This is a genomic window from Rugamonas sp. DEMB1 (assembly GCF_029834475.1).
GTDB classification, from domain to species: Bacteria; Pseudomonadota; Gammaproteobacteria; order Burkholderiales; family Burkholderiaceae_D; genus Rugamonas; species Rugamonas rubra.
In genome coordinates this window covers 5,065,929-5,092,030 of record NZ_CP122407.1, presented here as the reverse complement: position 1 = coordinate 5,092,030, position 26,102 = coordinate 5,065,929, and the positions used below count along the sequence as shown (strand labels likewise).

The 26,102-nt window shown below is 67.9% G+C and carries 22 protein-coding genes and 3 pseudogenes; 14 read left to right on the top strand and 11 right to left on the bottom strand.

The genetic code is table 11. The features are described 5' to 3' along the window. Nucleotides 1-93: 93 nt before the first annotated feature. A complete protein-coding gene (proB, locus tag QC826_RS23445) occupies nucleotides 94-1,212 on the top strand; it encodes a glutamate 5-kinase (protein ID WP_279762686.1) in 1,119 nt (372 codons plus the stop codon). An 88-nt stretch (nucleotides 1,213-1,300) separates the two neighbouring features. Here proB and nth read toward each other — a convergent pair whose 3' ends face one another. Together nth and rsxB are read right to left on the bottom strand one after the other, a co-directional pair. Continuing rightward, nucleotides 1,301-1,948, bottom strand: a complete 648-nt coding sequence (nth, locus tag QC826_RS23440; protein WP_279762685.1) for an endonuclease III — start codon at nucleotides 1,946-1,948, stop codon at nucleotides 1,301-1,303. Next, nucleotides 1,945-2,695 (bottom strand): annotated as a pseudogene (rsxB, locus tag QC826_RS23435) (electron transport complex subunit RsxB). Before rsxB ends, nth begins: the two are co-directional and overlap by 4 nt. A gap of 165 nt (nucleotides 2,696-2,860) precedes the next feature. Here rsxB and QC826_RS23430 point away from each other — a divergent pair. Beyond that, a complete protein-coding gene (locus QC826_RS23430) occupies nucleotides 2,861-3,736 on the top strand; it encodes a substrate-binding periplasmic protein (protein WP_279762684.1) in 876 nt (291 codons plus the stop codon). Nucleotides 3,737-3,790: 54 nt separating this feature from the next. Here QC826_RS23430 and QC826_RS23425 read toward each other — a convergent pair. The 5 genes and pseudogenes from QC826_RS23425 to QC826_RS23405 all read right to left on the bottom strand — a co-directional run bounded on the left by QC826_RS23425 (nucleotide 3,791) and on the right by QC826_RS23405 (nucleotide 8,808). Next, nucleotides 3,791-5,025: pseudogene (locus QC826_RS23425) on the bottom strand (polyhydroxyalkanoate depolymerase). A gap of 231 nt (nucleotides 5,026-5,256) precedes the next feature. After that, nucleotides 5,257-6,330 (bottom strand): NAD(P)/FAD-dependent oxidoreductase, encoded by a 1,074-nt coding sequence (locus tag QC826_RS23420; RefSeq protein WP_093387634.1) that lies wholly within the window; start codon nucleotides 6,328-6,330, stop codon nucleotides 5,257-5,259. 144 nt (nucleotides 6,331-6,474) lie between these two features. Beyond that, nucleotides 6,475-6,798 carry a ferredoxin FdxA gene (gene fdxA / locus QC826_RS23415; RefSeq protein WP_093387633.1) on the bottom strand — a complete coding sequence of 108 codons (324 nt, stop codon included), beginning with the start codon at nucleotides 6,796-6,798 and terminating at the stop codon, nucleotides 6,475-6,477. Nucleotides 6,799-6,981: 183 nt separating this feature from the next. Next, on the bottom strand, nucleotides 6,982-7,104 hold the full coding sequence (locus tag QC826_RS23410) for a hypothetical protein (protein ID WP_279762683.1): 123 nt from the start codon (nucleotides 7,102-7,104) through the stop codon (nucleotides 6,982-6,984). Between the two features lie 225 nt (nucleotides 7,105-7,329). Next, a complete protein-coding gene (locus QC826_RS23405; RefSeq protein ID WP_279762682.1) occupies nucleotides 7,330-8,808 on the bottom strand; it encodes a hypothetical protein in 1,479 nt (492 codons plus the stop codon). A gap of 412 nt (nucleotides 8,809-9,220) precedes the next feature. Here QC826_RS23405 and QC826_RS23400 point away from each other — a divergent pair, with 412 nt between their 5' ends. Together QC826_RS23400 and QC826_RS23395 are read left to right on the top strand one after the other, a co-directional pair. Continuing rightward, the gene (locus QC826_RS23400) at nucleotides 9,221-10,531 is read left to right on the top strand and encodes a citrate transporter (protein WP_279762681.1); all 1,311 of its coding nucleotides are present in this window, start codon (nucleotides 9,221-9,223) and stop codon (nucleotides 10,529-10,531) included. A gap of 88 nt (nucleotides 10,532-10,619) precedes the next feature. Beyond that, complete coding sequence (locus tag QC826_RS23395; RefSeq protein WP_279762680.1) at nucleotides 10,620-10,901, top strand: polyhydroxyalkanoic acid system family protein; 282 nt, start codon at nucleotides 10,620-10,622, stop codon at nucleotides 10,899-10,901. Nucleotides 10,902-10,953: 52 nt separating this feature from the next. Here the strand turns inward: QC826_RS23395 and QC826_RS23390 are convergent, their stop codons facing one another. Next, a complete protein-coding gene (locus QC826_RS23390) occupies nucleotides 10,954-11,208 on the bottom strand; it encodes an acyl-CoA-binding protein (RefSeq protein WP_279762679.1) in 255 nt (84 codons plus the stop codon). A gap of 167 nt (nucleotides 11,209-11,375) precedes the next feature. Between QC826_RS23390 and QC826_RS23385 the strand changes: the two are divergent. Continuing rightward, nucleotides 11,376-12,557 (top strand): annotated as a pseudogene (locus tag QC826_RS23385) (wax ester/triacylglycerol synthase domain-containing protein); the annotation flags it as partial. Between the two features lie 91 nt (nucleotides 12,558-12,648). Beyond that, a complete protein-coding gene (locus QC826_RS31370) occupies nucleotides 12,649-12,831 on the top strand; it encodes a WS/DGAT domain-containing protein (RefSeq protein ID WP_313872893.1) in 183 nt (60 codons plus the stop codon). 97 nt (nucleotides 12,832-12,928) lie between these two features. Here the strand turns inward: QC826_RS31370 and QC826_RS23380 are convergent, their stop codons facing one another. After that, nucleotides 12,929-13,213: an HU family DNA-binding protein gene (locus QC826_RS23380; protein WP_093387626.1), complete on the bottom strand. Its 285-nt coding sequence runs from the start codon at nucleotides 13,211-13,213 to the stop codon at nucleotides 12,929-12,931. A 251-nt stretch (nucleotides 13,214-13,464) separates the two neighbouring features. On the opposite strand from QC826_RS23380, the gene QC826_RS23375 reads away from it, so the two are divergent. After that, nucleotides 13,465-14,169 carry an anti-sigma factor family protein gene (locus tag QC826_RS23375; protein WP_279762678.1) on the top strand — a complete coding sequence of 235 codons (705 nt, stop codon included), beginning with the start codon at nucleotides 13,465-13,467 and terminating at the stop codon, nucleotides 14,167-14,169. A 240-nt stretch (nucleotides 14,170-14,409) separates the two neighbouring features. Here the strand turns inward: QC826_RS23375 and QC826_RS23370 are convergent, their stop codons facing one another. After that, nucleotides 14,410-14,766 (bottom strand): FKBP-type peptidyl-prolyl cis-trans isomerase, encoded by a 357-nt coding sequence (locus tag QC826_RS23370; protein WP_093387623.1) that lies wholly within the window; start codon nucleotides 14,764-14,766, stop codon nucleotides 14,410-14,412. Between the two features lie 326 nt (nucleotides 14,767-15,092). Here QC826_RS23370 and QC826_RS23365 point away from each other — a divergent pair, with 326 nt between their 5' ends. From QC826_RS23365 to QC826_RS23350, 4 genes are all read left to right on the top strand, one after another. Continuing rightward, nucleotides 15,093-15,926: an EI24 domain-containing protein gene (locus QC826_RS23365; protein WP_279762677.1), complete on the top strand. Its 834-nt coding sequence runs from the start codon at nucleotides 15,093-15,095 to the stop codon at nucleotides 15,924-15,926. 79 nt (nucleotides 15,927-16,005) lie between these two features. Next, the gene (locus tag QC826_RS23360) at nucleotides 16,006-16,791 is read left to right on the top strand and encodes a competence/damage-inducible protein A (RefSeq protein WP_279762676.1); all 786 of its coding nucleotides are present in this window, start codon (nucleotides 16,006-16,008) and stop codon (nucleotides 16,789-16,791) included. 424 nt (nucleotides 16,792-17,215) lie between these two features. After that, entirely contained in the window at nucleotides 17,216-20,401 is a 3,186-nt protein-coding gene (locus tag QC826_RS23355; protein ID WP_279762675.1) for a transglycosylase domain-containing protein, read from the top strand. Nucleotides 20,402-20,602: 201 nt separating this feature from the next. Then, nucleotides 20,603-21,994 carry a TAXI family TRAP transporter solute-binding subunit gene (locus tag QC826_RS23350; RefSeq protein WP_279762674.1) on the top strand — a complete coding sequence of 464 codons (1,392 nt, stop codon included), beginning with the start codon at nucleotides 20,603-20,605 and terminating at the stop codon, nucleotides 21,992-21,994. 75 nt (nucleotides 21,995-22,069) lie between these two features. Here QC826_RS23350 and QC826_RS23345 read toward each other — a convergent pair whose 3' ends face one another. After that, on the bottom strand, nucleotides 22,070-22,528 hold the full coding sequence (locus QC826_RS23345; RefSeq protein ID WP_279762673.1) for a rhodanese-like domain-containing protein: 459 nt from the start codon (nucleotides 22,526-22,528) through the stop codon (nucleotides 22,070-22,072). 371 nt (nucleotides 22,529-22,899) lie between these two features. Between QC826_RS23345 and glnA the strand changes: the two genes are divergently transcribed. The 3 genes from glnA to glnL all read left to right on the top strand — a co-directional run bounded on the left by glnA (nucleotide 22,900) and on the right by glnL (nucleotide 26,091). Continuing rightward, complete coding sequence (gene glnA / locus QC826_RS23340) at nucleotides 22,900-24,315, top strand: type I glutamate--ammonia ligase (protein WP_279762672.1); 1,416 nt, start codon at nucleotides 22,900-22,902, stop codon at nucleotides 24,313-24,315. A 124-nt stretch (nucleotides 24,316-24,439) separates the two neighbouring features. After that, a complete protein-coding gene (locus QC826_RS23335; protein WP_279762671.1) occupies nucleotides 24,440-25,003 on the top strand; it encodes a DUF4124 domain-containing protein in 564 nt (187 codons plus the stop codon). Next, a complete protein-coding gene (gene glnL / locus QC826_RS23330) occupies nucleotides 25,000-26,091 on the top strand; it encodes a nitrogen regulation protein NR(II) (RefSeq protein WP_279762670.1) in 1,092 nt (363 codons plus the stop codon). Before QC826_RS23335 ends, glnL begins: the two co-directional genes overlap by 4 nt. Nucleotides 26,092-26,102 lie beyond the last annotated feature (11 nt).

Sequence of the window (26,102 nt, the reverse complement as noted above, 5' to 3'; positions counted from 1 at the left end):
ATTCGTCCCGGCCGGGGCCGCCGCACGCTCCACGCTGCGCGCGCCGCCGCCAGGGTATTTATTTGTCAGCCTTCAGATGAGAACCGCCGCACCATGAATTCCGTCATACAAAAAGCCAACCGCATCATCATCAAGGTCGGCTCCTCGCTGGTCACCAACGACGGCCGCGGCCTCGACCATGCCGCCATCGCCCGCTGGGCGGCGCAGATCGCCGGCCTGCGCGCGCTGGGCAAGCAGGTGGTGCTGGTCAGCTCCGGCGCCATCGCCGAGGGCATGCTGCGCCTCGGCTTCGAGCGCCGCCCGACCGACATCCACGAACTGCAGGCCTGCGCCGCCGTCGGCCAGATGGGCCTGGCGCAGATCTACGAGACCAGCTTCCGCGCCCACGCCCTGGGCACCGCCCAGGTGCTGCTGACCCACGCCGACCTGGCCGACCGCGAGCGCTACCTGAACGCGCGCTCGACGCTGACCACCCTGCTGCGCTTCGGCGTGGTGCCGATCATCAACGAGAACGACACGGTGGTCACCGACGAGATCAAGTTCGGCGACAACGACACCCTGGGCGCGCTGGTGGCCAACCTGATCGAGGCCGACGCGCTGATCATCCTGACCGACCAGCACGGCCTGTATTCGGCCGATCCGCGCAAGGACCCGGACGCCAAGCTGATCCAGCGGGGCCGCGCCGGCGATCCGGCGTTGGAGGCGATGGCCGGCGGCGCCGGCAGCGACCTCGGCCGGGGCGGCATGCTGACCAAGATCCTGGCGGCCAAGCGCGCCGCCAAGTCGGGCGCCCACACCATCATCGCCTGGGGCCGCGACAGCGACGTGTTGGCCCGGCTGGCCCAGGGCGAGGCGATCGGCACCGAGCTGACCGCGCAGACCGGCCACCTGACGGCGCGCAAGCAGTGGATGGCCGACCACCTGCACACGGTCGGCCAGGTGGTGCTGGACGCCGGCGCGGTGCAGAAGCTGACGCAGGAGGGCAAGTCGCTGTTGCCGATCGGCGTGGTCGACGTCAAGGGCGAGTTCGGCCGTGGCGCCGTCATCACCTGCGTCGGCGAGGACGGCCGGGCGGTGGCGCGCGGCCTGTCGAACTACACCAGCGCCGAGGCGCGCCGCATCATGCGCAAGCCCTCGGCCGAGATCGAGGCGATCCTCGGCTTCCTCGAGGGGCCGGAGCTGGTGCACCGCGATAATATGGTCTTGTTGTAGGGCCGCAACGGCGGCGCCATCGACGAGCCAGGGTCAGACCCTCAGGGTCTGACCCTAGGTTTGCGCCCGTGGGTTCGCCGGATTCGCCTCAGGCGTCGGCCGGCGCCGGCGTTTTGGCGCGGTAGTCGCACAGGTCGGCCACCATGCAGTTCCAGCACAGCGGCTTGCGCGCCATGCAGGTGTAGCGGCCGTGCAAAATCAGCCAGTGGTGGGCGTCGTGCAAAAACTCCTTGGGCACGAACTTGAGCAGCTTCTGCTCGACGATGTCGACGTTCTTGCCCGGCGCCAGGCCGGTGCGGTTGGCGACGCGGAAGATGTGGGTGTCGACCGCCATGGTCGGCTCGCCGAAGGCGGTGTTCATCACCACGTTGGCGGTCTTGCGGCCGACGCCGGGCAGCGCCTCGAGCGAAGCGCGGTCGCGCGGCACCTCGCCGCCGTGCTGCTCCTGCAAAATCTTGCAGGTGGCGATGACGTTCTTGGCCTTGGTCTTGTACAGGCCGATGGTGCGTATGTATTCCGTCAACTCGTCGAGTCCCAGCGCCAGGATCTTGGCCGGCGTGTTGGCCACCGGATAGAGCTTGCGCGTCGCCTTGTTGACGCCGACGTCGGTGGCCTGGGCCGACAGCAGCACGGCGATCAGCAACTCGAACGGCGTGGTGTACTCCAGCTCGGTGACGGGTTTCGGATTGGCGGCGCGGAAGCGCGTGAACATGTCCAGTCGTTTTGCGTTGTTCATGTGGACGGCGTCTGGTCGGCGGGCGGCGCGGCGGGTGGCGGCGGGGTGTCGGCAGTGTCGCCGGCTTTGGCGGCCTCGGCCTTCAGGCGGGCGCGCTCCATGGCGGCGGCGATGATGGCGCGCTTGCGCTCCTTCTCGGCCTGCTCGGCCGTGTTCTCCGGCGCCAGCTGGTCGACGGCGCGCAGCTTGGCCACCGCCTTGGCGGCCAGGCGGGCGTCGTTCTCGGCGATGTCGCGTTGCAGGCGCAGCGCGCGGCGCTCGTGGCGCAGGCGCGCGGCGTCGGCCTGCGGCTGGCTCCAGGCGTCCCAGCCGGCCGTCTGCGTCACCGGGTACATGACGATGCAGTCGACCGGGCAGGGCGCCACGCACAGGTCGCAACCGGTGCACAGTCCGGGGATGACGGTGTGCATCTGCTTGGCGGCGCCGACGATGGCGTCGACCGGGCAGGCCTGGATGCACAGCGTGCAGCCGATGCACAGGCGCCTCGTCGATGTAGGCGACGGCGCGCGGCCGCTCGCGGCCGTTGACCGGGTTGAGCGGGATGACGGCGCGGCCGAGCAGGCCGGCCAGGCGCGCCACGCCCTCGGCGCCGCCCGGCGGGCATTGGTTGATGTCGGCGCCGCCGCCGGCGATCGCCTCGGCGTAGGGGCGGCAACCCTGGTAGCCGCACTTGGTGCACTGGGTCTGCGGCAGCAGGTCTTCGATGCGGTCGGCGAGGGAGGGGGAATCTGGAGCGGCCACGGTCAGCTTCAAAAACGGGAAAGCGTCATTATCCGATATCTGCGCGGGGCGGGCCGAAAAACCTTGTCGCGCGCGGCCCGATAGCAGGAAAACAGTATTGCCTACAATTAAGTTTGCGAACTTTTTGTTTTATGCGAGGATAGTCGTGTCGCGTTCAATCCGGTAGTCGCCATGTTGTCTATCCTGCGCTGGAGTCGCTCCCTTGCGCCGTCGCGCTTGCCGCCGCCGTTGTCGTCCCTAGCGTTGCCGCCGCGGCGGCGGCTGGCCGGCGGCTGTCTGCTGTGGTTGGCGCTGTGCGCCGTCCAGCCGGTCGGCGCGGCGCACCCGGACGGCGTGCCGCCGCTGCGCGTGATCCGTTTCGCCGCCGAGGACTGGCCGCCCTTCGTCGGCCCCGACCTGCCCGACAGCGGCCTGTCCGGCGCCCTGCTGCAGGCGGTCTACGGGCGGCTCGGCATCCAGTTGCAGATCGAGTATTTCCCGTGGAAGCGGACCATGGAGTTCGGTCTGCACCATCCCCGCTACGCCGGTTTCCTGGCGGTCTGGCGCACGCCCGAGCGCGAGCAGCTGTGCCACTTCTCCTCGTCGATCGGCAACACGCAGACGGTGCTGGCCTTTTTGAAGTCGGCGCCGGTGAAGGCGGCCGGCCTGGCCGGCTTGAACAAGCTGCGCATCGGCACGGTGGCCGGCTATTCGAACGGCGAGCAGTTCGACGCCATGCGCCAGCGCGGCGAGCTGACGGTGGACGAGGGCGTCAACGACGAGACCAATTTGCGCAAGCTGCTCAAGCAACGGGTCGGCGCCATCGTGGTCGAAAGGCACGTGCTGCAACACCTGTTGGCCTCGCGCCGCTTCAGCCGCGCCGAGGCGGCCCGCATCGGCAGCATCGACACCTTGTTCAAGGAGCGCTCGGTGCACGTCTGCTTCAAGCGCGACGAGCAGGGACTGGCGCAGCAGAAGGCCTTCAACGAGGCGGCGCGCGAGTTCGACCTGGGCAAGATCGAGCGGGCCTATTGGAAGGACAACGCGCGCCGCGTGATGGCGCCTTGAGCCGGCGGCGGACGGACGAAAAAAAACGCTCCGAAGAGCGTTTTTTGTTGGCGGTTAACCGTGTTTCTTGATGAACTCGCCGATTTTCGGGCAGATCGTCTCGCGCCAGCGGCGGCCGGAGAAGATGCCGTAGTGGCCGGCCTGGGGCGCGACGAAGTCCTGCTGCATATTCGCCGGGATGCCGCTGCACAACTCGTGCGCGGCCTGGGTCTGGCCGGCGCCGGAGATGTCGTCCAGCTCGCCCTCGACGGTGAACAGGGCCACCGTGGTGATGTCCTGCGGCCGCACCAGCTGGCCGCCGACCTTCCAGGTGCCCTTGGGCAGGCTGAACTCCTGGAACACGGTCTTGATGGTGTCCAGATAGTATTCGGCCGGCATGTCGAGCACCGCGTTGTACTCGTCGTAGAACTTGCGGTGGCCTTCCGCCGGCTCGTCGTCGCCGGTCACCAGGTGCATGTAGAACTCGCGGTGGCTCTGCGCGTGGCGGCCCGGGTTCATGGCGATGAAGCCGGCGTGCTGCAGGAAGCCCGGATAGACCTTGCGGCCGAAGGCCGGGTAGTTCGGCGGCACCGCGTAGATCACGGTGTTCTCGAACCAGGAGAACTTCTTCTCGGTGGCCAGGTTGTTGACCTGGGTCGGCGATTTGCGCGGATCGATCGGGCCGCCCATCATCGTCATGGTCTTCGGCAGCTTCGGTCCTTGGCGGTGGCCATCAGCGAGATGGCGGCCAACACCGGCACCGTCGGCTGGCAAACCGAGATCACGTGCAGGTCGGGCGCCAGCAGGCGGATGAAGTCCTGCACGTAGTAGATGTAGTCGTCGAGGTGGAAGGCGCCTTCGGTCATCGGCACCATGCGGGCGTCGGTCCAGTCGGTGACGTAGACGTCGTGTTCGGCCAACAGCGCGCGCACGGTGTCGCGCAGCAGCGTCGAATGGTGGCCCGACAGCGGCGCCACCAGCAGCACCTTGGGCTGCTTGAGGGCGCGCGTTTCCTTGTCGCCCAGGTCCTTGCGGAAGTGCAGCAGGCGGCAGAACGGCTTGGTCAGCTCGACGTGCTCGACGATGCCGACCGTCTGGCCGTTGACCTGGACGCTGTCGATCTCGAAGGCTGGTTTTTCGTAGTCCTTGCCCAATCGGTACATCAGCTCGTAACCCGCGGCGATCCGTTGCGAAAACGGCGTGTGCGCCAGCGGGGAGACAGGATTGGTGAACATCTTCGACGACGCGTCGGCCCATTGCATGAGAGGCGTCAGAAGCGAACGTTGCATTTCGTGCAGTTGGTAGAGCATAAGTAGTCCTGGCAAATGAGTTTGGTGCGGTGCACCAACGCCTTACATCATAGTCCAATTATAGGATATTTGTTCGTGACGTAAAGCACTTTAGGATACTTGAGAGAAAGCAGGCATGCGGCTTTGCCCTGTTTTCATAGTACGATGATAGTGTATCGGACGGAAAAAAAGCAGCGTTTCCGCTGCTTTTTGTGTAGGACAGGAGCCGGCCGTTGCGGGCCGGACCGTTGTTTAATCGAAGACCGGGCTTTCCACCCCCAGCACCTTGTGCAACTTGGGCGAGGTGGTGGTGTATTGCATGTGGATCTTCTTGTCCGGGAAGATGTAGGGCGCGGCGCCGAAGGCGGCCAGGGCGGCCTCGTGGAAGCCCGACAGGATCAGCTTCTTCTTGCCCGGATAGGTGTTGATGTCGCCGACGGCGAAGATGCCGGGCACGTTGGTCTCGAACTTCTCGGTGCTCTGCACCTTGAGCTGGCGCCGTTCGATGTCCAGGCCCCAGTCGGCGATCGGGCCGAGCTTGGGCGTCAGGCCGTAGAACACCAGCAGCATGTCGAGCGGCACGCGGCGGGTCACGCCGTCGAGGGCGGTGACCTTCAGGTGGTTCAGTTTGCCGGCGGCGTCGACCTCGAAGCCGCTGGCCTGGCCGATCAACAACTGCATCTCGTAGTCGTCGCACAGGGCCTTCATTTTCGCCACCGAGGCGGGCGCGGCGCGGAAGTCTTCGCGGCGGTGCAGCAGCACCACCGATTCGGCCTTGCCGACGAAGTTCAGGGCCCAGTCCAGCGCCGAGTCGCCGCCGCCGCAGATGACCAGGTTCTTGCCCTCGAACAGGGCGGGGTCCTTGACGCGGTAGAACAGCTGGCTGTTGTCGAAGGCGTCGATGCCGTCGACCTTCAGCGTGCGCGCCTGGAAGGAGCCGACGCCGGCGGCGATGAAGATGGTCTTGGTGACGAAGCGGGTGCCGGCGCTGGTTTCGACGTTGAAGCGGCCGTCGTCGCGGCGCTCGACCACGGTCACTTCCTGGCCCAGGTGGAAGGTCGGGTTGAACGGGGCGATCTGCTTGAGCAGGTTGTCGGTCAGCTCCTGGCCGGTGCAGGAGGGCACGGCGGGGATGTCGTAGATCGGCTTGTCCGGATACAGCTCGACGCATTGCCCGCCCACCGCCGCCAGCGAGTCGATGACGTGGGCCTTGATTTCCAGCAGGCCAAGTTCGAACACCTGGAACAGGCCGACCGGGCCGGCGCCGATGATGACGGCGTCGGCTTCGATGAGGCCGGTTGTGGGGGACGTGGTTGCGCTATTCATACGATGCTTTCCTGTGGTTTCAATATTGGTTTGGCAACAATGAGACAGGCCCGCGCGTGGCGCGCGGAACTCGAAGAGAGAGGGGCGTCGGAATGCGGTCCGCCAGCCGGGCTGGCCGGGCGGGCGGTGGGGGCGCTGTCTGTCTTAACGTACCAGCAGTTGCAGCTTGCTCTTGACGTCCTTGAACTCCTCGGCTTCCGGCAGGGCCGCCTTGGTCTTGGTGATCGAAGGCCAGTTGCGCGCGAGGTCGACGTTGATCTTGATGAAGGCCTGCTGGTCGGACGGCACGTCCTCCTCGGCGAAGATGGCATTGACGGGGCACTCGGCCACGCAGACGGCGCAGTCGATGCATTCGTCGGGGTCGATCGCCAGGAAGTTCGGGCCTTCGCGGAAACAATCTACCGGGCAGACATCGACGCAATCGGTGTAGCGACAGCTGATGCAAGATTCGGTGACAACGTGGGTCATAACAGTCCTATCAATGTTGGTGTGCTGCGGCGTCAGCGGCGCGATGGCGGCGCGCGCACTTCCGCAAAGCACTGTATTTTAAGGTAATTCGCTGCTTCTCACAAATTGGGCTTATATACAATACATATAAGCAAATTCGTTTATGGTCCGTATCACGTCGCGCGCGGCGGCCTGGGCGGCGCCTCAGGCGGCGGCGCGGATCTGCGCCAGCAGCTCCTGCCAGGGGGCGTTGGCGGGCTGGCCGTCCTCGACGAAGCTGACGCTGCGCTGCTGGCCGGCGTCGTCGAAGGTGAGGGTCCAGTGCAACAGGTCGGCGCCGATCGGCGCGGCGGCCGGCGGCGCGGCGAAATAGTTGTGCGCCTTCAGGGCCGTTCCAAGGCCTTTCCGGCCGGGCCGCTGGCGGTGTCGACCTCGAAGTGCTGGGCCAGGCCGGCGTAGCCGCCGCTGGAGGTGGCGCTAATCTTCATCTCTTTCCCCTTGTGGTGTTGTTGGTCGAACCCGCCCGCCAGGGCGGGGACGGCCGCTCCAGCCTCATTTGTTGGTGGTCAGGCCCAGCTCCTCGGCGCTGGCCGGTTCGCGCCAGTTGCCGTTGCCGCCGCCGTCGGCGCCGTTGCCGCCGCCGCAGCCGTAGTCGCGGCACCAGGAGGCCAGGCGCTGGCGCTCCTCCTCGAGCACGTCCTCGACGCCGGCGTAGTCGGCGTGGTTCATCGTGCCGCAGCAGGCGCGGCGGTCCTGGGGCGCGCCCGCCTGGTCGACGATGTTGGGTGCCAGGGTCAGCGCGGCGTCGTGGTTGACGCTGGGCGCCACCGTCGCCAGCACCACCTCGCGCAGCGTGAAGCGGTTGCGGATGAAGTTGCGGTACTCGACCGGGCGCTGGTCGGCGGCGGCGATCTTCAGCATCTGGTTGGCCACGTCGGCGAAGGTGGCGCCGCTGTCGGGCGCGGCGATCAGCGCGCGCAACACCAGGCCGCGCAGGTATTCGGCGGCGCCGTGCAGCACCATGGCGTCGTCGCGCATGTCGGGGCCGCGCTCGAAGGCGAAGATGTCGGCCAGGATGTCGTAGATGGCGCCGGTGAACACCTGCGAGATGGCGTGCACCTCGTTGCCCACCTCGGACAGCTTGAGGTCGTTGTCGGCGTTGCGCAGGCCGTTGGGGCGGCCCAGCGCCAGGCCGAACTGCTCGGCCATGTCGGCCAGGAAGGTCTTGTCGTGCAGGTCGGCCTTGGTCTGGGCGATCACCGCCTCGACCTGGTCGAACTGGGACAGGGTCAGGAAGATCGCCGTCAGGTCGCCGAAGGATTCGTGCAGGCCGCCGGTCTGCGGCGGATTGCTGCTGAGCAGCCACTTCGGCTTGAGGCCGTCGAGCACGGCGTGGCCGGCTTCGTGCGAGACGATGTCGAGCGAGCGGCAGGTGTACATGCGCTCGCTGGCGCCGCTGGGCACGAAGTCGCCGAACTTGAGCGCCCGGTCGGAGCGGCTGTAGTAGGCGTTCATCACGTTGGGCAGGCCGTGCGGGTAGACTTGCAGCGGGGCGGTGTTGTGCGCGCCGTTCCACTGCCAGGGCAGGGGCGCCCCGGCGCCGTTGCTGGCCAGCGCGCGCTGGTACATGGTCAAGGTCTGGCGCACGATGGCGAAGGTGTGCACGGCGTCGAACTGGTCGGTGTTGGGCGAGAGGATGAAGTCGCCGAAGGTGTTCGGGCTGACCGCCGCGATGCCGGGCTTGCCGCTGACGATGCGGGCGTCGCGCGGCCCCTCGAGGATGATGCCGGGCAGGTAGGACTTGCGCGTGCCCATCTCGCTGACGGAGGGGTCCTGCTTCCAGATCAGCACGCGCGAGCCGGGCGGGTACAGCGCCGCCTCCTTCAGGCGCGGCGCGGCCGGCTCCTGGGTCAGCTGGGCCGCCTTGCGGTGCTGGCGGTAGGACGCCGACGGCGTGGGGACGTAGCCGACCGGCAGTGCGGCGCACTTGGTCAGCACCGCCTCGACCGGCACGATGACTTTTTGGTCCATGATGAATCTCCCGATGGATGCTGCTGCGCTTGGGGGCGGCCGGCGTCGGCGGCAGCGGGCCGGCGCGCCGCCGGGCGCCGCCTCGGCGCGCCGGATCTAGTGCGGTGTTGCGTCCTTGTTGACGCCAAAAAATGCGCCTTTGCCCGCCAAGCGTCGTTGCAAATCCTCGCGATAGGCCGCTATCGCTCCGGTTGGCGCCTAGCCTGGCGGCCAAATGCATCATTTTTATATGCGCCCCCAAGAACGCAACACTGCACTAGACCATGGTGGCGCCGGGGCGGGGCGCCCCGTTTGACGCGGCGCAAAGATCGGCGCCGGCGGCGCGTGGCGGGCGATGCGCTAGAATCCGGTTCACAACAAAATTCCGCGCCGCCCGCCGCCGCCGGCAGCGGACCCGTCCCCAGGAGATGCCATGCCCCGTTTCGCCCCGCCGCTGTTGCTGCTGTTGTCCTGCCTGGCCGGCCCGGCCGCCGCCAATGTCGCCGGCGCCGTCCCGGCCGCCACCGCCGGCCCGGCGCTGGCCGGCGTGCCGCTCGAGTTCCTGTTGTTCGCCGGCGTGCTCGGCATGGTCGCCTTCAGCCACGTCAGCACCATGCTGACGGCGCTGTGGGGCGCCTTGGCGATCACCGTCTACAAGCTGCTGTGGGCGCCGTTCGGCGAGGGCGCCGGCCTGGCCGGCCTGCTCGGCCACGCCGGCCACGAGTGGGTCGGCCTGGCCAACCTGCTGGCGCTGCTGCTCGGCTTCGCGCTGCTGGCGCGCCACTTCGAGCGCAGCCAGATCCCTGCGGTGCTGCCGCACTACATGCCGGACGACTGGAAGGGGCCGCTGGTGTTGCTGGTGCTGGTGTTCTTCATCTCCAGCTTCCTCGACAACATCGCCGCCGCCATCATCGGCGGCACCATCGCCCGCAGCGTGTTCCGCAACAAGGTGCACATCGGCTACCTGGCCGGCATCGTCGCCGCCTCCAACGCCGGCGGCGCCGGCAGCGTGGTCGGCGACACCACCACCACCATGATGTGGCTGGCCGGCGTCGCGCCGGGCCAGGTGCTGCACGCCTACGTGGCGGCCGGCGTGGCGCTGCTGGTGTGCGCGGTGCCGGCGGCGCGCCAGCAGCACGCCCACAGCCCGATCGTCAAGGACGCGCCGGACGGCGTGCGGGTCGACTGGCTGCGGGTCGGCATCGTCGCCTTCATCCTGGCCCTGACGATCGGCGCCAACGTGCTGCTGAACACCCGCTACGCCGCCGCCAGCGGACTGTTCCCCTTCCTCGGCGCGGCGGTCTGGCTGGCGATCCTGCTCAGCGGCCTGGTGCGCCGGCCCGACTGGCACGAGCTGCCGGGTGCGCTGCGCGGCGCGGTGTTCCTGTTGGCGCTGGTCTGGTCGGCCTCGCTGATGCCGGTCGAGGCGCTGCCGCCGGCCTCCTGGCCGATCGCGCTGGGCATCGGCTTCGTCTCGGCGGTGTTCGACAACATCCCGCTGACCGCGCTGGCGCTCAAGCAGGGCGGCTTCGACTGGGGCTTCCTGGCCTACGCGGTGGGCTTCGGCGGCTCGATGATCTGGTTCGGCTCCTCGGCCGGGGTGGCGCTGAGCGGCATGTATCCGGAGTCGCGCTCGGTGGCGCAGTGGCTGCGCCATGGCTGGCACGTGCCGCTGGCCTATGTGCTCGGCTTCGCCGTCATGCTGGCCGTGCTGGGCTGGCATCCGCAGCCGATGGCGCACTAGGCGGCGCCCGGCGGCGGCCGGCGCCACTGGCGCGCCGGCCTGCCAGCTGGCATCATGGCGCCTGTTTCAAACTCGAAAGGATAGCCAGATGGCTGACATCAACATTGTGCAGGACCACCAGCTGACGCCGAAGAAGGCGCGCGAGGCGGCGCAGAAGGTCGCCGAGGAAATGGCGGCGGAGTTCGATATGGAGTGCAAGTGGGAGGGCGATGTGCTGCATTTCGAGCGCAGCGGCGTGGCCGGCTCGCTGACCTTGCACAAGCACCAGGCGCAGATGGAGATCAAGCTGGGCTTCCTGTTCAGCGCCTTCTCGAGCAAGATCGAGAGCAAGGTGGCGGAGAACATGCGCAAGGTGTTCGGCGCCGCGTGAGGCGGCGCGGGTGTTGCCGCGGCGGGCGCAAGGCCCGCCGCGTTCGGGCTGCCTAGCCCTTCAGTTCTTCGATCAGGTCGACGTATTGTTGTTGCGCCTCCTCGGTCGAATTGCCTTTCAGCGCGGCCCAGGCGTCGTACTTGGCGCGGCCGACCATGTCGGTGAAGCCGGGACGGTCGCCGCTGGCGTCGCCGCTCGAGGCCTGCTTGAACAGCGCGTACATCTTCAGCAAGGTCATGTTGTCCGGACGCTCGGACAGGTTTTTCGAGTCGAGTTGGGCCTGCTGGAATTGTTCTTGTAAACTCATGATTGCTCCTATTGGAAAAGGCTTGTTGCCAGGGCGGCGGCGCGGATTGCCGCGCTTGCCAAGGTTGTTGGGCTAGAGTAATGTCACTAGTATCTTAATACGTTGACATCACCGATACGCACCATAATACAAACAAAACGCCCGCAAACCTTAGAGGAGATGCTCGAATGTTGTCCACAGCCTTGCCCAGCTTCAGCCGGAAAAAGATGTCGAGCGTGGATACGGCCTGGCTCAGGATGGACTCGGAGGGCAACCAGATGATGATCGTCGGCGTCGCCATGCTGGGCGCGCCGATCAGCAAGGACGGCCTGAAGGAGGCGCTGACCACCCGCTTCCTCGCCTTCAGCCGCTTCCGCAGCCGGGTCGTCACCGACCTGGGCGGCGCCTGGTGGCAGGAGCAGGCGGTCGACCTGGACGAGCACGTGGTGCACACCGCGCTGGCGCTGCCGGCCGACGGTGGCGCCAACAAGGCGGCGCTGCAACTGCTGGTCGGCCGCCTGTCGCAGCAGCCGCTGGCGCGCCACCTGCCGCTGTGGCAGATGCACCTGGTCGACCAGGTGGTCGGCGCCGACGGCAAGGTGGGCCAGGCGCTGATCGTGCGCATCCACCACTGCATCGCCGACGGCGTCGCCCTGGTCGGCGTGTTCATGTCGATGTTCGGCGCCCATCCCGATGCCCAGCCGCACGCGCCGCCGGCCGCCGCCGTGGCCGCCGCCGAGCGCAACCCGTGGCAGCAGATCCTGCTGCCGATCACCGCCGCCAGCGTCAAGGCGATCGACCTGTCGTCGGCGCTGTGGTTGAAGTCCTTCGCCATGTGGGCCGATCTGCCGCACATGGGCGAACGGCTGGGTCAGCTGGGCCAGGCCGCCGCCCAGCTGACCCAGGACGCCGTCAAGCTGACGGCGATGGAGAGCGACAGCCCGACCCGCCTGAAGGGCAGGCCGAACGGCAGGAAGCACGTGGCCTGGAGCGAGCCGCTGCCGCTGGCCGAGGTGAAGGCGGTCGGCCAGGCCTACGGCTGCTCGATCAACGACGTGCTGATGGCCAGCGTGGCCGGCGCGCTGCGCGCCTATCTGCGCGCCAAGGGCGACGCCGTGGCGCCCGACTGCGCGCTGCGGGTGATGGTGCCGGTCAACCTGCGCAGGGAGAGCGGCCTGCAAAAGCTGGGCAACGCCTTCGGCCTGGTGCCGCTGGTGCTGCCGGTCGGCATCGAGAACCCGGTGGCGCGGCTGCGCGAGGTGCGCCGCCGCATGGACGAACTGAAGGGCGGCTACACGGCGCTGGTGGCGATGTCGGTGCTGGGCGTGCTGGGCGCCACGCCGAAGCAGGTGCAGAACGAGATCCAGAACTATTTCGCGCGCAAGGCGACCGCCGTGATGAGCAACGTGCCGGGGCCGTCGGACCCCGTTGTACCTGGCCGGCAGCCGGCTCGAACAGGTGATGTTCTGGGTGCCGCAGTCGGGCGACATCGGCGTCGGCGTGTCCATCCTCAGCTACAACGGCGGCGTGCAGTTCGGCATCGTCACCGACGACGCGCTGGCGCGCGACCCCGAGCGCATCATCGAGCGCTTCGCGCCGGAGTTCGAAAAACTGCTGCTGCTGGCGCTGATGGACCAGGCCTGAAAAACAGAACGGCGGCCGGGGCGGGCGCCAGGGCCACACCGCGAACCGCCGTTTCCGCCGCCCGGACGGGCGGCAACGTCGTCACACCACGTCGGGATTACTTCTTCTTCGGATTGACGGCGGCCTTCAGGGTCGCGCCAGCGGAGAACTTAGGGGTTTTCGACGCGGCGATCTTGATCGCTTCGCCGGTGGCAGGGTTGCGACCCTTGCGCGCGGCGCGCTTGGCGACGGAGAAGGTGCCAAAGCCGGTGATGCCTACCGTGTCGCCCTTTTTCAGACGCTCGGTGATGATGGCGAGCAGCGTGTTCACCGCACCGTTGGCGGCAGCAGCTGACACTTCAGTGCGTTTCGCAAATTCTGCAATCAATTCGCCTTTTTTCATTACTACCTCCTTGGTTATTAGAGCGCGCAGATTAGCATAAATATTGCCAAAAGTAAGTACATTCCGTTGAAGCAAGCCTTGTGGTGCTTGAGGCGGGCCGCCGCCGCGCCCGCCGCGCCCAGCAAGGGCGGGCCGCCGGGGGATGCGCCGGGCGGCGCGCCAGCATGGCTGGGCTTGTATAGTCGGCCGGTCTGCCATATAAAGAACTGAGGGGCGGGAGCGCGCCGCCGTAGGCTAGCGAGGACAGCACCATGAGTTTTTCGGACGACACCCTGATGGCCTACGCCGATGGCGGCCTGGACCCGGCCACGCGCCGGGCGCTCGAGCAGGAGATGCAGCACGACGCCGCGCTGGCGCGCCGGGTGGCGCACCAGCGCGCCCTGCGCGCCGCCCTGTACGCGCCGCTGGAGGGCGCGGCGCGGGCCGAGCCGGCCTGGCCGCCGCCGGGCCGGCAGCGCGCCGGCAGCGTGGTGCAACTGGCCGCCGTGCGCGCCAACCGCGCCGCCCAGGCCGGCGCGGCGCGGCGCGCCCGCCTGCGCCACTGGCGCTGGCTGGACTGGGCCGCGCTGGGCCTGCTGCTGGCCTTGGCGCTGGTGCTGGGCGTGGTGCTGGGCAGGACCGCGCTGGCCGGCTGGCGGCCGCCCTGGGGCGCCGGCCCGGCCGGCGCCAACGGCGCCATGCTGGCCAGCGGCGACGGCGTGCTGACGGCGCAGGGCCTGCTGGCGACGGCGCTGGACCAGCAGCTGGGCGGCGCGGCGCCGCTGGCCGGCGACGTGCGGGTGGGCTTGAGTTTCGTCGCCCGGCAGGGCGGCTATTGCCGCAGCTTCACGTTGGGCGGCGCCAGCGAGGACTTGAGCGGACTGGCCTGCCGCGGCGGCGCGCAGTGGCGCATTCCGGTGCTGGTGCAGGTGCCGCGGCCGCAGCCGCAGATGGGGCCTACCGGATGGCGGGGGTGAACCTGCCGGCCGCGCTGCTCGAGGCGATCGACCAGCGCATCGACGGCGGCATGCTCGATCCGCACGCGGAGCTGGACGCGCTGCGCAAGGGCTGGCAGCGTTGACGGGAAGGGCGGGGAAGCGCGGGGCAGGCAAGGGCGGGGGGGCGGCGCACGGGGCCGGCGCCAGCGCAGGCGGCGCTGCGGCGCCGCCGTTGCCGGCCAAGGGGGGCGGCACCGCCCGGGCGGGCGGCGCGGCGCATTACACGCCGAGCAGTTCGACGTCGAAGATCAGCGTGGCGTTCGGCGGGATCACGCCGCCGGCGCCGCGCGAGCCGTAGCCCAGCTCGGCCGGGATGATCAACTGGCGGGTGCCGCCGATCTTCATGCCCTGCACACCCTCGTCCCAACCACGGATCACCATGCCGGCGCCCAGGGCGAACTCGAACGGGTCGTTGCGGTCCTTGCTCGAGTCGAATTTCGGACCCTTGCTGCCGTCGTCGTTGCGCAGCCAGCCGGTGTAGTGCACGGTCACGTTCTGGCCGAGTTTGGCTTCGGCGCCTTCGCCGACGGCGATTTCAATGTACTGCAGACCGGAGTCGGTGGTGATGGTGGACATGTTTTTCCTTGTTGGACGTAAAAAATAGGGAATCGGGAACCGCTCCGAATTGTAGTGCAAGCAGGTGCAAAGCGCTATGCGGCGCGGCCCGCCGCCGCGCCGCCGGCCGGCCCGTGGCGGCGTGCCCCGGGGCGGCGGCCGGCCGGACCGGCAGGGGCGGGCGGTGCGCCGCGTTGTTCGGTATTGCGTTTTGGAAATATTTTTCGCCGCCCCTCCTGTGCGCCCCCCCGTTTGCCCTTAAAATAACTGTTTTGCAATGCCGCCGCCCAGGCGGCCACCGGACGGGGAGTGGCGATGATGGAAACCTTGCGCAGGGACGCGGCCTGATGCGCGCCGTGCTGAACGCCTACGGCCGCGCCGTGCTGTCGCAGCTGCAGGCGCGCATGTTGCTGCTCAGCCTGCTGCCCTTCGTCTTGTCGGTGGCGCTGTGGGGCGTGCTGCTGTTCTTCGGCCTGCAGCCGCTGCTCGACCATCTGCACGGGCTGTTCATCGAACACGATTTGTTCAAACTCAGCAACGGCTGGCTGGCCTCGCTCGGCCTGGGCATGCTGAAGACCGTGGTGGTGCCCTTCGTCGCCATGCTGTTGCTGCTGCCCTTGATGATCATGACGGCGCTGGTGTTCATCGGCGTGGCGGCGATGCCGGTGGTGGTGCGCCACGTCGGCGGGCGCCACTACGCCGGGCTGCAACAGCGCCGCGGCGGCAGCCTGCTCGGCAGCGCCGGCACCGCGCTGGCCGCCGTGCTGGTGTTCGCCGTGCTGTGGCTGCTGACCCTGCCGCTGTACGCCATCCCGCCGCTGGCCGTGCTGTTGCAGGTGGCGCTGTGGGGCTGGCTGACCGGCCGGGTGATGGTCTACGACGCGCTGGCCGACTACGCCAGCGTGGCCGAGCGGCAGGCGATCCTGCGCCGGCACCGCTGGCCGCTGCTGGCCATCGGCGTCGTCTCCGGCCTGGCCGGCGCGCTGCCCGGCCTGCTGTGGGTGGGCGGCAGCGTGATGGCGGTGGTGCTGTTCCCCTTCCTGGCGGCGCTGTCGATCTGGTTGTACATCCTGGTGTTCATCTTCACCGGCCTGTGGTTCACCTACTACTGCCTGGAGGCGCTGGCCGCGCTGCGCGTCGAGCAGGTGGCGGCCAACGCGGCGGTGATGGCGGCCGAGTGAGCCGGCCGCGCCGCGCCGCTGCCGGCCGGGCATTCGCAGCGGGTATTCCTATCGTTTTTTCGTTTCCATAAGGCTAAGCATGGCAATCGGACTCATCATCATCGGCGACGAAATCCTCTCCGGCCGGCGGGTCGACCAGCACTTCCCCAAGGTGCTGCAGCTGCTCGCCGCGCGCGGCCTGCAACTGGCCTGGGCCGAGGTGCTGGGCGACGAGCCGGCGCGCATCGTCGCCACGCTCAGGCGCAGCTTCGCCAGCGGCGACATCGTGTTCTGCTGCGGCGGCATCGGCGCCACGCCGGACGACCACACGCGCCAGGCGGCGGCCGACGCGCTCGGCCTGCCGCTGCGCTTGCACGCCGAGGGCAAGCGCAACATCCAACAGCGCATCGTGCAGATGGGCGAGCAGAGCGGCGTGGCGGCCGACCTCGACTCGGCCGAGAACCTGCACCGCCTCAAAATGGCCGAGTTCGCCGAGGGCGCGGCGCTGGTGCCCAACCCCTACAACAACGTGGCCGGCTTCGCGCTGCGCGAGCACTATTTCGTGCCGGGCTTCCCGGTGATGGCCTGGCCGATGATCGAATGGGTGCTCGACACCCACTACGCCCACCTGTTCAACCGCGCCCCGCGGCTGGAAAAAGCGGTGACGGTGTACGAGGCCGCCGAGTCGGCGCTGACGCCGCTGATGCTGGCGCTGGAGGCGCGGTTCCCGCTGGTCAAGGTGTTCAGCCTGCCCAGCGTGGGCGACGCCAACACGCGCCGCCACATCGAGCTCGGCGTCAAGGGCGAGCCGGCGCAGACCGAGGCCGCCTACGCGCAACTGTGCGCCGAGCTGGGCCGCCTGCGGGTCGAGTTCCGCCCGCTGTGACGGCGCCCGTGGCGGCGCCGCGGCGGGCTTTTCGCGCCGCGCAAGGCGCCGTTGTTTTTTTGCGAAAATGGCCGGCGGCGCGCGCTTTTTCTGCGCGGCGGGCCGTCGCCACGGCGCCGTTGTGGTGCAATGGAGTCAAGCGCGCAGCCCGCCGCCGCCGCACACCGCGGTGGCCCGGCGCGCCCATTGCATCAGCGTTGCCGACGAAAGCACTCACTCCAGATCGTATCGCGTGCGGGCTTCGTACTCGAGATGTGGCCGTAAGTATGACTGAAACAGACGACTGACCGGTTTGAACAATATGTTAAGCAATCGACGCTTCCGCCGGCCCCGGATTGTTGTACGTGCGGTGCGCAAGTTGCGCGCCGGCGCGGCAGCCTTCGGCTATGGCCGTCAGCGTCATTTGCGCGCCGTCCCCACCCCTATGCAAAACGACAATCCCGACACCTCCGCCCACCTGGCCCCCTCCCAGCCAGAGGCGCCGCCGTCCACTCCCGGACGCGGCAAACGATCCCGCAACGCCTTCATCCTGGTGCTGCTGGTGCTGCTCTCCTTCGCCCTCTGGTGGGGCGTGCAGGAAACCCGCAGCTCGACGATGCAGGCCAGGTTCTTCGCCGGCCTGGTGGAAAAACTCAGCTACCGGGTCGAAGCGGGGCCGAGCAACGCCATCCGCTTCCCCAAGGACAGCCCCTACGACGAGCGGCTCGGCTACGCCAACCTGCCCGACTACCTGGCCAAGCTGAAGGCGCGCGACTACGCCGTCACGGCGCAGTCGCGCTTCTCGCCGAAGATGCTCGAGCTGGCCGACATGGGCGTGTTCGCCACCTACCGCGAGAAGACCAAGACCGGCCTGGCCATCGTCGACTGCCGCGCCCAGCCGCTGTTCTCGGCCAGCTACCCGGAGCGCATCTACGCGCGCTTCGAGCAGACCCCGGCGGCGCTGGTCAACAGCCTGTTGTTCATCGAGAACCGCGAGCTGCTCGACACCAAGTATCCGAAGCGCAATCCGGCGGTCGAATGGGACCGCCTCAGCAAGGCGGTGCTGGAGAAGTCGGTCAACAGCATCAGCGGCGGCCACCGGCCGGCCGGCGGCAGCACGCTGGCGACGCAGATCGAGAAGTACCGCCACTCGCCGGAAGGGCGCACCGGTTCGCTCAAGGACAAGCTGCAGCAGATGGTCTCGGCCAGCCTGCGCGCCTACCAGCAGGGCGAGGACACCTCGCAGGTGCGCCACCAGATCGTGGTCGACTACCTCAACACGGTGCCGCTGTCGGCCAAGCCCGGCTACGGCGAGGTCAACGGCATCGGCGACGGCATGTGGGTCTGGTACGGCCGCGACTTCGACGAGCTCAACCGCCTGCTCGGCGGCAAGATGGACCAGCCCGGCAGCGCGCTCGCCTTCAAGGAGGCGCTCAGCCTGCTGATCGCCCAGCGCCGCCCCAGCCACTACCTGGGCGACGGCACGGCCGACCTGGAGGTGCTGGCCAACAGCCACCTGCGCCTGTTGGCGCAGGACGGCCTGATCACGCCGGCGCTGCGCGACGCCGGCCTGGCGGTGCGCCTGCGGCCGGCCGCCGGCTCGGGCGTGCAGGCGGCGCCGGCGATGAGCTTCGTCACCCGCAAGGCCTCCAACGCGATCCGCGTGCACCTGGCCAACCTGCTCGGCGACAACCGCATGTACAACCTCGACCGGCTCGACCTGAACGTGGTCAGCACGCTCGACGCCCAGGCCCAGCGCGCCGTCACCCAGGTGCTGCGCGACCTGCGCGACCCCGAGCACGCCAAGGCCGCCGGCCTGACCGGCAAGGGCATGCTGGGCAACGGCGACCCGGCCAACGTGGTCTACAGCTTCACCCTGCTGGAGAAGGGCGAGCAGAGCAACCTGCTGCGCCTGCAGACCGACAACTACGACCAGCCGCTCGACATCAACGAGGGCGCCAAGCTGGACCTGGGCTCGACGGCCAAGCTGCGCACCCTGGTGACCTACCTGGACATCGTCGACCAGCTCAACAAGAAGTACGCCGGCATGGACGGCGCCGCGCTGGCCAAGGTGGTGGTCGATCCGCAGGACAAGCTGTCGCAGTGGGCCATCGAGTACTTCAAGGCGCTGCCGCTGGAGAAGGGCGGGCGCGAGCTGACGCCTATGCTGCACGCGGCGATGGAGCGCAAGTATTCCGGCAATCCGGGCGAGGGCTTCTTCACCGGCGGCGGCCTGCACCACTTCGGCAACTTCTCCAAGGAGGACAACGGCAAGATCCTCAGCGTGACCGAGGCGCTGCGCCACTCGACCAACCTGGTGTTCGTGCGCCTGATGCGCGACGTGGCCAAGTTCTACATGTTCCAGACGCCGGGCTCGTCGGCCTCGCTGCTGGCCGACGCCGACGATCCGCGCCGCGCCGGCTACCTGGCCCGCTTCGCCGACAAGGAGGGCCGCGAGTTCCTGGCGCGCTTCTACGGCAAGTACAAGGGCAAGCAGCCGGCCGAGCTCGACCAGGTGCTGCTGGCCAACATCCGCAGCACGCCGGTGCGCCTGGCGGTGATCTTCGGCACCCTGTACCCGCAGGCCAGGGAGGAGCAGTTCGCCGCCTTCCTCAAGGAACACCTGCCGTCGCAGAACGAGGTGCCGGCCGAGCGCGTCAGCAAATTGTTCGGGCAGTACGCCATCGACAAGTGGTCGCTGGCCGACCGCGGCTACCTGGCCAGCGTCCATCCACTGGAGCTGTGGATGGTGGCCTATATGCGCAGCCACAGCGGCGCCACGCTGGCGCAGATGATGGCGGCCAGCGACAAGGAGCGGCAGGAGGTCTACCAGTGGCTGTTCAAGACCCACCACAAGCACGCCCAGGACAGGCGCATCGCCGGCCTGCTGGAGATGGAGGGCTTCATGGAGATCCACCGCCAGTGGAAGAAGATGGGTTATCCCTTCGAGTCGCTGGTGCCGTCCTACGCCACCACCCTGGGCGCCTCGGCCGACCGGCCGGCCGCGCTGGCCGAGTTGATGGGCATCATCGTCAACGGCGGCGTGCGCAAGGGCAGCCAGCGCATCTCCTCGCTGCACTTCGCCTCCGGCACGCCGTACGAGACGCTGCTGACGCGCGGCAAGGCCAGCAACAACGAACAGGTGCTGGCGCCCGAGGTGGCCCGCGTGGTGGCCGACGCGGTGCGCGGCGTGGTCTCGGACGGCACCGCCAAGCGCGCCCGCGTGGCCTTCGTCAAGGCCGACGGCACGGTCATTCCGGTGGGCGGCAAGACCGGCACCGGCGACCAGCGCTTCGACGTCTACGGCGGCGGCGGCCGGCTGATCGAGTCGCGCTATGTGAACCGTTCGGCGACCTTCGTGTTCAACATCGGCGAGCGCTTCTTCGGCAGCATGACCGCCTATGTGCACGGGCCGGAGTCGAAGAACTACGACTTCACCAGCGCCCTGCCGGTGCAGTTGCTGACGGTGCTGGCGCCCAGCCTGATGCCGCTGATCGAGCCGGCGGCGGCCAAGCCGGCGCTGCTCAAGACGGCGGCGGCGGGCGGCGCCGGCGTGATGCCGGCCGCCCCAGCCGCGGCGGCGGCGGGCATGGCCGCCGCCGCGCTGCCGCAGCGGCCCTGCGGCGGCTGAGGCCGAAGGATGTTCGCCCGCCGTTGGCCTAATTCAAACCCAACGGCGGAATCGAGGGTCAGACCCTAGGGTCTGACCCTGGCTTGTCGCCGTCGGGTGCTTGCGGGGCCGCCTGCTCCCGCGCCGGCCCGGCCGGGTTTCCCTTGCATAGTTGATCATTTGTTGGCATCGTATCAGCCCATGAAACCTATGCGCCACACCATGTCCAAGATTCTCAAGTTCACCCAGTTCTCCGTGCGGGATCTGCTGGTGACCGCCGGCCCGACCATTTTGTTGATCGTCGGCGTAGGCCTGCTGGCCTATTTCGTCGTCGATCCGGCGCCGCCGCGCAAGGTCAGCCTGTCGACCGGGCAGGAGAACGGCGCCTACGAGGAGTTCGGCAGGAAGTACGCCGCCGCGCTGGCCAAGCACGGCATCAAGGTGGCGCTGCAGCCCTCGGCCGGCTCGCAGGAGAACCTGCAGCGGCTCAAGCAGGGCCAGGTCGACATCGCCTTCGTGCAGAGCGGTTCCACCGACGAGGCGGCCGCCGAGCGCGAGGGCCTGGTGTCGCTGGGCAGCCTGTTCACCGAGCCGGTCTGGCTGTTCCTGCGCGAGCCGCGGGGCAAGGGCGGGCACAAGCAGGCCGAGATCACCGAGCTGAGCCAGCTGAAGGGCAAGCGCATCAACCTGGGGCCGGAGGGCGCCGGCGCGCCGCGCCTGTTCAAACAGCTGCTGTCGCTGAACGGCGTCGAGCCGGGCGATTTGACCACCAGCTCGCTGGGCAACACCGCCGCCACCATCGAGCTGCTCGAGGGCCGCATCGACGGCCTGGTGTTCAGCTCGGCGCCGGAGGCGCCGCTGATCCAGATGCTGCTGCAAACGCCGGGCATCCGCCTGTTCGACTTCGCCCAGGCCGAGGCCTACGCCCGCAAGCTGCCCTTCCTGACGCACGTGGTGCTGCCGCGCGGCATCGTCGACTTCGGCCGCGACCTGCCGGCCAAGGAATACCACCTGATCGCCCCGACCGCCACGCTGGTGGCGCGCGAGGGCCTGCATCCGGCCCTGGTCGACCTGTTCGTGCAGGCGGCCAGCTCGATCCACGGCGGCGCCGGCTGGTTCCAGCAGCAGGGCCAGTTCCCCTCGGCGCGCTACACCGAGATCCCGGTCGCCGCCGGCGCGGCCAAGTACTACAAGGACGGCGCGCCCTTCCTGCAACGGTATATGAGTTTCTGGCTGGCCAATTTCTTCGACCGCATGTGGGTGCTGGTGGTGGCGCTGGGGGCGCTGATCCTGCCGCTGTCGAAGGTGGTGCCGCCGCTGTACGTGTGGCGCATCCGCTCGCGCCTCTACCGCTGGTACGGCCAGCTGCGCACCGTCGAGCAGGCCCTGGAGGAGGCGCCGGCCGGGCGGCGCCAGGAGATCTACGCGCTGCAGTTGCAGCGGCTCAACGAGATCGAGGAGCTGGTCAACCAGATCTCGATCCCGCTGTCGTTCGCCGACGGCCTGTACGGCCTGCGCAGCCACATCAACTTCGTGCGCCAGCGCGTGCTCGCCCTGATGCGCGAGGCGGACGGGGCGGCGGAGGTCGTCGCGCCGTTGCCGCAGGCGGGTTGAGGGTCAGACTCCCCGCCTTGGCGCTAGGGTCTGACCCTGGTTGTCCGCCGCCGTCGCCCGGGGCTGCCGCCGCGCTCAGGCGCCCAGCCAGGGCAGGCCGGCCTTGCACCAGCCGCCTAGCGACTTGCGGTGGCCGGCGTCGTCCTTGTCGCCCTCGAAGCCCTCCAGAATGTCGAAGCAATGCTGGAAGCCCTGCTCGGTGGCCAGCTTGGCGGCGTGGCGCGAGCGCACGCCCGAGCGGCACAGGAACAACAGCACTTGTTGTTTATTCGCGATCGCGCTCAATTGCGGTGCGAAATCGGGGTTCGGCACGCCGCCCGGATAGGTGCTCCATTGCACCGCGCCGTGCTGGCCGTCGGGAATGGCGACGCGGCCCACCCAGTCGCGCTCGGCGTTGGTGCGCACGTCGATCAACTTGACGTTGGCGTCCGCCTCGATCAGTTCCCACGCCTCCTGCGGCGTGACGGCGCCGGCGTAGGGCCAGCCCTGGTTGCGTTCGCGGGCGACGGACAGAATGGTGTCGATGTTGCTCATGTGATGTTCCAGAAGGGAGATTGCGTTTATTATAGGTGCCCGGGTCGCGCTCTTGCAGCGTGCGCACCAAATGGATGCAAATTCCCTGATTTTTCTCAATGCGCACAAAAATAGTGCGTTTTTGTGAAAATGCACCGGAATAGTGCGCCTTTGATGCGGCACAATCGAACGCGATTTAGCTGCTCGGACGATTTTAGAATCTTTTGTCGACACGATCAAAGATGGATTGTTCAGGACGTTTGATTTGAATCCTGGCATGGTTTCTGCTTAGAGTCCTCATGAGTTTCGGTCGCACGCAACATGGGGACGTGCAGCAGTATCCGCGCAGAACAGTTGGTCGGCTCACCCACACCCTCATCTAGGAGAAACGCATGGCAATGACAGCCGCTGAAGTATTGAAAATGGTAGTAGACAACGAAGTCAAATTTGTTGATTTTCGTTTCGCCGATACCCGTGGTAAAGAACAGCACGTCACCGTGCCCGTGTCGCACTTCGACATGGACAAGTTCGAGTCGGGCCACGCCTTCGACGGTTCCTCGATCGCCGGCTGGAAGGGTATCGAAGCGTCGGACATGATCCTGCTGCCGGACCCGAACACCGCCAACATCGATCCGTTCATGGAAGAGACCACCCTGTTCATGCAGTGCGACGTGATCGAACCGTCGGACGGCAAGGGCTACGACCGCGACCCGCGCTCGATCGCCAAGCGCGCCGAGGCCTACCTGAAATCGTCGGGCATGGGCGACACCGCCTTCTTCGGCCCCGAGCCGGAATTCTTCATCTTCGACAGCGTGCGCTGGAAGATCGACATGTCGGGCTGCTTCGTCAAGATCGACTCCGACGAGGCCTCCTGGTCGACCGACAAGCAATCCGAAGGCGGCAACAGCGGCCACCGTCCTAGCGTCAAGGGCGGCTACTTCCCGGTGCCACCGGTCGACAGTTTCCAGGACATGCGTTCGGAAATGTGCCTGATCCTCGAATCGCTGGGCATCCCGGTCGAAGTGCACCACCACGAAGTGGCCGGCGCCGGCCAGAACGAAATCGGCACCCGCTTCTCGACCCTGGTCGAGCGCGCCGACTGGACCCAGAACATGAAGTACGTGATCTGGAACGTCGCCCACAGCTACGGCAAGACCGCCACCTTCATGCCCAAGCCCATCGTTGGCGACAACGGTTCCGGCATGCACGTGCACCAGTCGATCTGGAAGGACGGCGTCAACCTGTTCGCCGGCGACGGCTATGCCGGCCTGTCCGACACCGCGCTGTACTACATCGGCGGCATCATCAAGCACGCCAAGGCGCTCAACGCCATCACCAACCCGGGCACCAACTCGTACAAGCGCCTGGTGCCTGGCTACGAAGCGCCGGTCAAGCTGGCCTACTCGGCCCGCAACCGCTCCGCCTCGATCCGCATCCCGCACGTCGCCAATCCCAAGGGCCGCCGCATCGAGACGCGCTTCCCGGACCCGCTGGCCAACGTCTACCTGTGCTTCGCCGCGCTGCTGATGGCCGGCCTGGACGGTATCGCCAACAAGATCCATCCGGGCGAAGCCGCCTCGAAGAACCTGTACCACCTGCCGCCGGAAGAAGACGCGCTGATCCCGACCGTCTGCTCCTCGCTGGAAGAGGCGCTCGACGCGCTGAACAAGGACCGCGAGTTCCTCACCCGTGGCGGCGTGTTCAGCAATTCGATGATCGATGCCTACATCGAACTGAAAATGCAGGACGTGCAACGCATGCGCATGACGACCCATCCGGTCGAGTTCGACATGTACTACTCGCTGTAATGGCGGCGCCGTCCGCAGCAGGGCGGCCGGGGTAGGAAAAGACGCGGGGGCGGCCTAGGCTTTCCCCGCGTTTTCTTTTGGATGTTGTATATTCGGGATCGACAGTTTCACTCACGGATGGGGCATGACCACACGCTGCAACCGCCGCCTCCGCGCGGCCCCCGAAGCAACCCCGGCAACACCGGCGCTGGCCTGCCTGGCCTGCCTGATTCTGCTGGCGGGCACGCCGGCGGCGCGCGCCGACAGCGTCATCTATAAATGCGTCGACGCGGCCGGCCGCGTCGAATTCACCGACAACCGGCGCGGCCCGCACTGCCAGGTGCTCGACGTGCCGGGCGCGCTGTCGGCGCCGCCGCCGGCGCGCCGGCCGCAGGCCGGGCCGCCGCGCGCCGCCGCGCCGGCCGCCCCGGGCGTGCCGGCGGCGGCGGCCGGTTTCCCCCGCGTCGACGGCGCCGAGCAGCGCGCCCGCGACGCCGACCGGCGCGCCATCCTCGACGCCGAACTGAGGATAGAGCAACAAAAGCTGGCCGAGCTGCGCGCCGAGTTCAACAACGGCGCGCCCGAACGCCGTGGCGACGAGCGCAACTACGCCAAATACCAGGACCGGGTGGCCACGCTGAAGGATGGCGTGAGCCGCGCGGAAAAAAATGTGGAAGCCTTGAAACGCGAGATCGCGAACATCCGATGAGCCCTGCCTCTAGTCACACCCACCGTCCGCCAGCGCTGGCCGGCCTTGAACTGCTGGCCTCGGCCGTGGTGCTGGTCGACGCCGACGGCACCATCGGCTACGCCAACGCCGCCGCCGAGAACTTGCTGGAGAGCTCGCTCAAGGCGCTCTCGCGGCAGAAGCTGGCGGCGCAGTTCCTCAACCCCGAGGAGCTCGACAACATCTGCGCCCAGGCGCGCCTGCACAAGTTCTCCGACCTGCGCCAGGACCTCACGCTGGAGCGCGCCGGGCGCGACCCGCTGCACGTGCACAGCATCGTCTCGGTGCTCGACGAGCCGGCCGGCCACGTGCTGATCGAGCTGCGCGAGCACCTGCAGCACCTCAAGCTGGACCGCGAGGAGCGCATCCTCGACCAGAGCCAGGTCAACAAGGAGCTGATCCGCAACCTGGCGCACGAGATCAAGAACCCGCTGGGCGGCATCCGCGGCGCCGCCCAGCTGCTCGAGATGGAGCTGCCGCCGCTGCACCTGGGCCAGCTGCGCGAGTACACCCAGGTCATCATCAAGGAGGCCGACCGCCTGCAAACCCTGGTCGACCGCCTGCTGGCGCCGCACCGCCGGCCGCACATCGTCGGCGACGTCAACATCCACGAGGTGTGCGAGCGGGTGCGCAGCCTGATCCTGGCCGAGTTCCCGGCCGGCCTGACCATCCTGCGCGACTACGACGCCTCCATCCCCGAGTTCAGGGGCGACAAGGAGCAGCTGATCCAGACCGTGCTCAACATCGCCCACAACGCCGCCCAGGCGCTGTCGGCGCGCATCGAGGCGGGCGAGGCCCAGCTCACCTTCAAGACCCGGGTGGCCCGCCAAGTCACCTTGGCGAAGGTCCGCTACGGCCTGGCATTAGACTTGCATATCATCGACAATGGACCGGGCATTTCGCCGCAGATCCGCGACCGCATCTTCTACCCGCTGGTATCGGGACGGGAGGGCGGCAGCGGCCTGGGCTTGACCTTGGCGCAGACCTTCGTGCAACAGCACATGGGTGTGATCGAGTGCGAAAGCCGGCCTGGATATACGGATTTCCGCATCCTGCTGCCGTTGCCATAAGCGCGGCCGGC